At 73.4% G+C, this 6,470-nt stretch carries 7 protein-coding genes and 1 pseudogene; 2 read left to right on the forward strand and 6 right to left on the reverse strand.

Translation table 11 applies throughout. The features are described from left to right. The 3 genes from AB0K09_RS27945 to AB0K09_RS27955 all read right to left on the reverse strand — a co-directional run. A partial coding sequence (locus tag AB0K09_RS27945) for a beta-ketoacyl synthase N-terminal-like domain-containing protein (RefSeq protein WP_366068190.1) occupies positions 1–530 on the reverse strand: 530 nt, incomplete at its 3' end. Beyond that, a complete protein-coding gene (locus tag AB0K09_RS27950; protein ID WP_366068191.1) occupies positions 527–799 on the reverse strand; it encodes an acyl carrier protein in 273 nt (90 codons plus the stop codon). The genes AB0K09_RS27950 and AB0K09_RS27945, both read right to left, overlap by 4 nt. Positions 800–985: 186 nt before the next feature. Continuing rightward, entirely contained in the window at positions 986–1,168 is a 183-nt protein-coding gene (locus AB0K09_RS27955) for a hypothetical protein (protein WP_366068192.1), read from the reverse strand. A gap of 375 nt (positions 1,169–1,543) precedes the next feature. Here AB0K09_RS27955 and AB0K09_RS27960 point away from each other — a divergent pair, with 375 nt between their 5' ends. Together AB0K09_RS27960 and AB0K09_RS27965 are read left to right on the forward strand one after the other, a co-directional pair. Further along, positions 1,544–1,951, forward strand: a complete 408-nt coding sequence (locus tag AB0K09_RS27960) for a YciI family protein (RefSeq protein ID WP_366068193.1) — start codon at positions 1,544–1,546, stop codon at positions 1,949–1,951. Between the two features lie 8 nt (positions 1,952–1,959). Next, positions 1,960–3,105 (forward strand): DUF6596 domain-containing protein, encoded by a 1,146-nt coding sequence (locus AB0K09_RS27965; protein ID WP_366068196.1) that lies wholly within the window; start codon positions 1,960–1,962, stop codon positions 3,103–3,105. A 303-nt stretch (positions 3,106–3,408) separates the two neighbouring features. Here AB0K09_RS27965 and AB0K09_RS27970 read toward each other — a convergent pair whose 3' ends face one another. The 3 genes and pseudogenes from AB0K09_RS27970 to AB0K09_RS27980 form a co-directional block, all read right to left on the reverse strand. After that, positions 3,409–4,659 carry a benzoate/H(+) symporter BenE family transporter gene (locus AB0K09_RS27970; protein ID WP_366068194.1) on the reverse strand — a complete coding sequence of 417 codons (1,251 nt, stop codon included), beginning with the start codon at positions 4,657–4,659 and terminating at the stop codon, positions 3,409–3,411. After that, the gene (locus AB0K09_RS27975; RefSeq protein WP_366068195.1) at positions 4,656–5,636 is read right to left on the reverse strand and encodes a hypothetical protein; all 981 of its coding nucleotides are present in this window, start codon (positions 5,634–5,636) and stop codon (positions 4,656–4,658) included. Before AB0K09_RS27975 ends, AB0K09_RS27970 begins: the two co-directional genes overlap by 4 nt. A gap of 1 nt (position 5,637) precedes the next feature. After that, positions 5,638–6,470: pseudogene (locus AB0K09_RS27980) on the reverse strand (hypothetical protein); the annotation flags it as partial.

A 6,470-nucleotide genomic window follows, 5' to 3' on the forward strand; every position in this document is an offset into this window, starting at 1 on the left:
CCGGACCGCAGCAGGCCGTGGGCCACGCTGATGGCCGTGGCCCCGGAGGCGCAGGCGGTGTGCACGCTCAGGCCGGGGCCCCTGGCGTTGAGATCGAGACTGATCTCGCCCGCGGCCATGTTGGCCGCGCCCCGTGGAATGGTGCTCGGTGAGATGCCCTTGTGCCGCCCGTCCAGCAGCTTCTTCCAGGCCGTGCCCGCCGTCTCGTCACCTTCCCCGCTCGCGCCCACCACCACGCCGACGCGCTCACCGTCCCAGGCGGTCGCATCGAGTCCGGCGTCGGCGACCGCTTGCCGGGCCACGGCGATCGCGAGCTGGAGAAAACGGTCCAGACGCCAGGTCAGCTGGCGCCCCAGCACGCGGTCCGCGTCGAAGGAGTCGGCCCGGCAGGAGAAGGTGACGGGCAGCCCGTCGAGCTTCGGATCGGCGGAGGCGGTCGAGGTGCCCAGCCGCATACGCTCCCACGTCGAGGTGGCGTCGTTCCCCGCAGGGGTGATCATCGCGACGCCAGTCACCGCGACGGCGGTCATGCGGGAGCCTCGGCGGAGGCCGCCCGGGCCCGCTCGATCAGCGCGGCGACGTCCGCGAGGGTCGAACCGTCGTGAAGCGATCCGGTGTCCTCGGGCAGGGGGATGCCGTGCTCGTCCTCCAGGACGGTCAGCAGCTCCAGCACGGCCAGCGAGTCCATCTCCAGATCCTCCAGCCGGGTGTCGGCCGTGACCGCCTCGGGATCCCTGCCGAAGTGTTCGACGAGACAGGTGATGAGCAAGGGAAGGACGGCTGTTACGGGGGGTGTCATGTCATCCAACGATGTTCATGGCGAACGGCGGTGACAATCCGCAACGCGGCGTTCAACGGGCATCCGCGGATATTTCCATCCGAAAGCTCATTACTCGTATGAGCGGATGCGGAACGCGGCCCCCAGGGGCGGGTTTACGGCTCTGCGTCATCCGCGGAACTCGCACCTGATCGGTCGTGCGGCTCCTCACAGTTCCGGCGGTGCCGCCCACAGCCCGGCGCCCTGCGACGAGCCGGTGAGCAAGGAGCCGACGGTCGCAATGCCCTCGGCGACGGCACGTTCGCCGACGTTGCCGAAGCCGAGAACGAGCAGGGTCGGTACGGCGGCGCGCGAGGTGCCGCTCGTCCGCGCCGGCGGCCAGGCGGGCACTCTCGCCGTCGCGTTCGACCGGCTCACAGAGGACGAGGCCGGCGTCACACGTCTGGCAGGCCCGTGCCCCACACGGCGCCGGGGCTCATGGCCGGCCCGGCCCCTTGCGGAGGGCCTCGGAGGCGGCCTTCCGGGTCCTCCGCGCGCAGCCGGGCGGTGACGCGCGCGCCCGGGCCGACGGCTCCTCCGGGGCGCCCGCGCTGAGTCTCGGCCTCGCGCCACGCCGTGGCCCGGACACCACGAGAGGGCTCGTCCAGTGCTTGTCCGTGAGAGCCCGGAAAAATTCGGATGGTGATGTCGAGAACCCGTGCCTGGCTCCGTCCCCGGGGTGAAGGCGACCACAATGGGTCGTACCAGCACCGAGGAGAGATCACGATGGCCAAGTACTTGCTGCTCAAGCACTACCGTGGCGCTCCTGCTCCGGTGAACGACGTGCCGATGGACCAGTGGACACCACAGGAGATCTCGGCGCACGTGCAGTACATGCACGACTTCGCGGCGCGGCTGGAGAAGACCGGCGAGTTCGTCGACGGTCAGGCCCTCGCCCCCGAGGGTGCGTGGGTCCGCTACGACGGTGAGGGGCGCCCGCCGGTCACCGACGGCCCGTTCGCCGAGACCAAGGACCTCATCGCCGGCTGGATGATCATCGACGTCGACAGCTACGAGCGCGCCGTCGAGCTGGCCGGGGAACTGTCGGCCGCCCCCGGGGCGGGCGGCAGGCCGATCCACGAATGGCTGGAGGTGCGCCCGTTCCTGGCCGCGCCGCCCACCATCACGCAGTGACGTCACCGGTGGACGAGGCCCTGCTGAGAAGCCTGACGCCGAGCGTGCTCACCGTCCTCGTCCGCCGCGGAGCCGGCTTCGCGGCGGCCGAGGACGCCGTGCAGGACGCTCTGGTCGAGGCGCTCCGGGTCTGGCCGGCCGACCCTCCGCGGGACGCGAAGGGCTGGCTGGTCACCGTGGCCTGGCGCAAGTTCCTCGACCAGGCCCGGGCGGACGCCGCCCGCCGCCGGCGCGAGGACCGCCTCGACGAGGAGCCGGTGCCCGGGCCGGCGCCCGCGGTGGACGACACGCTCCAGCTCTACTTCCTGTGCGCCCACCCGTCACTGACCCCGTCGTCCGCCGTCGCCCTCACACTGCGTGCCGTCGGCGGGCTGACCACCCGCCAGATCGCCCAGGCCTACCTGGTACCCGAGGCGACCATGGCGCAACGGATCAGCCGGGCCAAGCGCACCGTGGCCGGCGTGCGCTTCGACCGGCCCGGCGACGTCGCCACCGTGCTGCGCGTCCTCTACCTCGTCTTCAACGAGGGCTACAGCGGCGACGTCGACCTCGCCGCCGAGGCCATCCGGCTCACCCGGCAGCTCGCCGCCCGCATCGACCACCCCGAGGTGGCCGGGCTGCTCGCCCTCATGCTGCTCCACCACGCCAGGCGCGCGGCCCGGACCGCGACCGACGGCAGCCTGGTCCCGCTCGCCGAGCAGGACCGCAGCCGGTGGGACACCGAGTCGATCGCCGAGGGCGTCGCGATCCTCCAGGCGGCCCTCGCCCGCGACCGGCTGGGCGAGTTCCAGGCCCAGGCCGCCATCGCGGCCCTCCACGCCGACGCACCCACCGCCGAGGAGACCGACTGGGTGCAGATCGCCGAGTGGTACGACGAGCTCATGCGCCTGACCGACAGCCCCATCGTCCGGCTCAACCGCGCGGTGGCCGTCGGCGAGGCCGACGGACCACGCGCCGGGCTGGCGGCGCTCGCGGAGCTGGACACCTCACTGCCCCGCCACGCCGCAGTGGCGGCGTACCTCCACGAGCGCGACGGCGACCTGGCGACAGCGGCCCGGCTGTACGCCGAGGCGGCCCACAAGGCACCCAACCTCGCCGAGCGTGATCACCTGACACGCCAGGCCGCCCGGCTCAACGCCCTCCGGCGCCGCTGACGGGCCGCGCCCGGAAAGGCCCCGCAGCGCCGGGCCCGGCCCGGCGGCCGCAGCGGTCGCCTCGCCGCGAGCAGCCTGGTCGGGAACAGCTGCGCCACGCGTGCCGGCGGGGCAGCTTGGCCGCGAGGACAAGCGCCCTGGAGGCGTGGTGCCTCGACAAGCCCCCTGTCGAAGTGCCCGGCGACGGCACCGTGGTGCGAAGGTGCGCGCCGTCGGCGACGAGCAGCTGAGAGCCCGCACCACCTGCGTGCCGTGTGCCGGCCGAGGCGGCGGTGGCCGCGCCGCCGGCGCCGAGGGACAGCGCTACGCCCGGCTCTCCTCGCGCTCCGCCGGGGACGGCGCCGGGTCGGCCGGGTCCGCCTTCGGCGCCCGGCGGCGCCGGGCGTTCGCCACCGCCGTCGCCAGCACGCCGGCCAGCAGCCCCCAGAACGTCGACCCGATGCCGAACAGCGTCATGCCCGAAGCGGTGGCCAGGAACGTGATGACCGCCGCCTCGCGCGTGCCCTCGTCGGACAGGGCCGTCGACAGCGAGCTGCCGATCGTGCCCAGCAGGCCCAGGCCGGCGATGCCCATGATGAGCGCGCTGGGCATGGCGGTGAGCAGCCATCCCACCACGCCGCCGAAGAGACCGACCACCAGGTAGAACAGGCCCGCCCAGACGGCGGCCAGGTAGCGTCTGCGGGGGTCGCGGTGGGCCTCCTCGCCCGTGCAGATCGCCGCCGTGATGGCGGCCAGATTCAGGCCGAAGCAACCCAGCGGGGCCAGCAGGGCATTGACGATGCCGGTCCAGGTGAGCAGGGGCGAGACGGGCGTGCGGTAGCCGGCGTTGCGCAGGACCGCCACGCCCGGGAGGTTCTGCGAGGCCATGGTCACCACGAACAGCGGCAGGCCGACGCCGACGAGTACCTGCCAGGAGAACTCCGGGCGGACGAACACCGGTTCGGCCGGTGCCAGGTGAAGACCCCGCAGGTGCCACGAGCCCTGGAACGCACTCACCGCGGTCCCGACGGCCAGCGCACCGATGACGGCGTAGCGCGGCAGCCACCTCCGGCCCAGCAGGTAGACCGCGAACATGGGGAACACCACGGCGAAGCTGTGCTGCATCCTGGTGAACAGGCCCGTGCCGAACTGCACGAGCACGCCCGCCAGCAGGGCCGCGGCCAGCGGCACGGGGATCCGGTCCATGACGCGTTCGAACCAGCCGGTCACACCGCTGACCGCGATCAGGACCGCCGAGAGCAGGAACGCGCCGACGGCCTGTGCCATCGACACCCCGTGCAACCCGGTGGCCAGCAGGGCGGCGCCGGGCGTGGACCACGCCGTGACGACCGGCGCCCGGTAGCGCAGCGAGAGCCCGACGCCGGTGACACCGATACCGACGCCGAGGGCGAGCATCCACGACGTGAGCTGCGCGTGGGTGGCGCCGGCCTGCTCCGCCGCGGTGACGACGATGGCCACGGAACTGGTGACGCCGATGAGCATGGCGAGGAAGCCCGCCGTGACCGCGCTCGCGGGCGCGGCCGACGCCAGGCGACGGGTGATGTGTGTGGTCAAGAGTCGTCCTTACTGCCCACGGAACTCGCCACGGAGGCCGGGAAAAGGGTGGTGTCGGTCGGCTTCGGCGGCCGTGCCGCGTGCTGCGCGCGTGGCCGCCCCGCCGCCGCGGACACGACGGCCAGGAGGACGAGCAGCGCGGTGAGCGCGAGGCCGGCGGCGTCGACGCCCCCGCCCCACAGCGCCTCGGAGAGATAGGTCAGGCCCGGCAGCGTCGTCAGAATGGTCATCGCGACCATCGGGCGCGCCCGCTGAAGGCCCACCTGGAGCACGAACAGCGGGACCGTCACGGCCGCCGCGCCCACCGGCGGAAGGAGCGCGAGCGCGACCCCGCTGTCGTGCGGTGACGCGCCCTGGACCAGGAAGAGCGCCCCGGCACCGAGATAGGTGAGGTGGAAGCGGTGGGCCGTCACGGTGACCGGGTCGGCGCCCAGCTCGCCCAGCGCCTTCGACACCAGCGCGAGCCCCGAGGCCCCGGCCCCGGCGACGGCGACCAGGGCGAGCCCCGCCACGGCGGACCGGCCCACGCCGTCACCGCCGGTGAGGCGCCAGGCCAGGGCTCCGCCGACGGCCGCGAGCGCCACGGCCCAGCCCCAGGCGCGCGGCGTCGGCCGGTCACCCACACCGAGGACCACCGCGAGCACGGCCAGCGCCAGCGGACCGATGGCGGTCTCGACGCCACTGGCCAGCGTCGCCGGGATCCACGCCAGGGCGACGTAGAAGCTCAGGAAGGTGAGCGCGGTGACCGCGTTCATCAGCCACAGCAGCCGGCGTACGCGCCGCCGGTCCGCGGGGTTCGCGCGGGCGCCGGAAGCCCGCCCCCGCCGGACCAGCCGCAGCCCGTTGAACACCAGCGCCGACAGCGCGAAGCCCGCGCACGACAGCAGCAGGCTGCCGCTCGGCGTGAGCCGCCCCGACAGATAGCCGAAACAGCCCGCCTGAAGCAGTACCGACAGCGAGATCAGAACCTCCGCCACGTCACGCCCCACCCGCCCGGACCCGGAAGAAGTCGCCCGCGTCCTCCATCTCGTGCAGCGTCTCCAGGACACTCTCCAGCAGCGCCGCGTCCTCGTGGACCAGGAAGGCGATCCCGCAGGCCCCGGTGGTCAGATAGCGGTCGCGCAGCGGCTCGCCCACCTTCGGCAGCCGGACGACACTGTGGAAGCCGGGCATCCGGCGCAGCGCCCGCAGGCCGTCCACGGCCTCCAGGACCCCCTCCCGGTGCGGGCGGAGGAAGACCTTGGCCACGGTCCGCGCCGGCCCGTACGGGAGGGCGAAACGCCGCTCGAACTCGGCGGGACGCAGATAGCGTTCCACGGTGAGGTGCTGGTGGCTGTAGCCGAACGCCGCGTGGTACGGGTCGGGGGCCAGACTCGGGCCCATCACACGGGAGTTCACCTCGACCAGACGGGGTCCGCCGGGGGTGAGCATCACCTCCGTGTGCGCGGCGCCCTCCCGCACGCCCAGCGCGTCCAGGCAACCGAAGACGTACTCGACCAGCTCGCGCTCCCGGCCGGCGCTCTCCGTGCGGGAGATGATGTGCCGCAGTACCGGGGCGTTGTCGATCCGGTCGATCCGCTCGGCGTACAGCTCGGTGAGCAGGTGACGACCGTGCAGGCTGACGGTGTTGACGATGTACTGGGTGCCCGCCAGGAACTCCTGGAGGATCACCTGGTCGTTGGTCGCGCCCATCAGGTTGCGGACACCGGTGACCTCGCGGCAGGCGGCCAGCGCGGTCTCCCGGTCGGGGCAGACACGGCCCGTACCGCCCCGCCCGGAGCGGCTCGCGCCCACCGCCGAGCAGGAGCGCC

The sequence above is a fragment of the Streptomyces sp. NPDC049577 genome (genome assembly GCF_040675635.1).
Classification (GTDB): domain Bacteria; phylum Actinomycetota; class Actinomycetes; order Streptomycetales; family Streptomycetaceae; genus Streptomyces.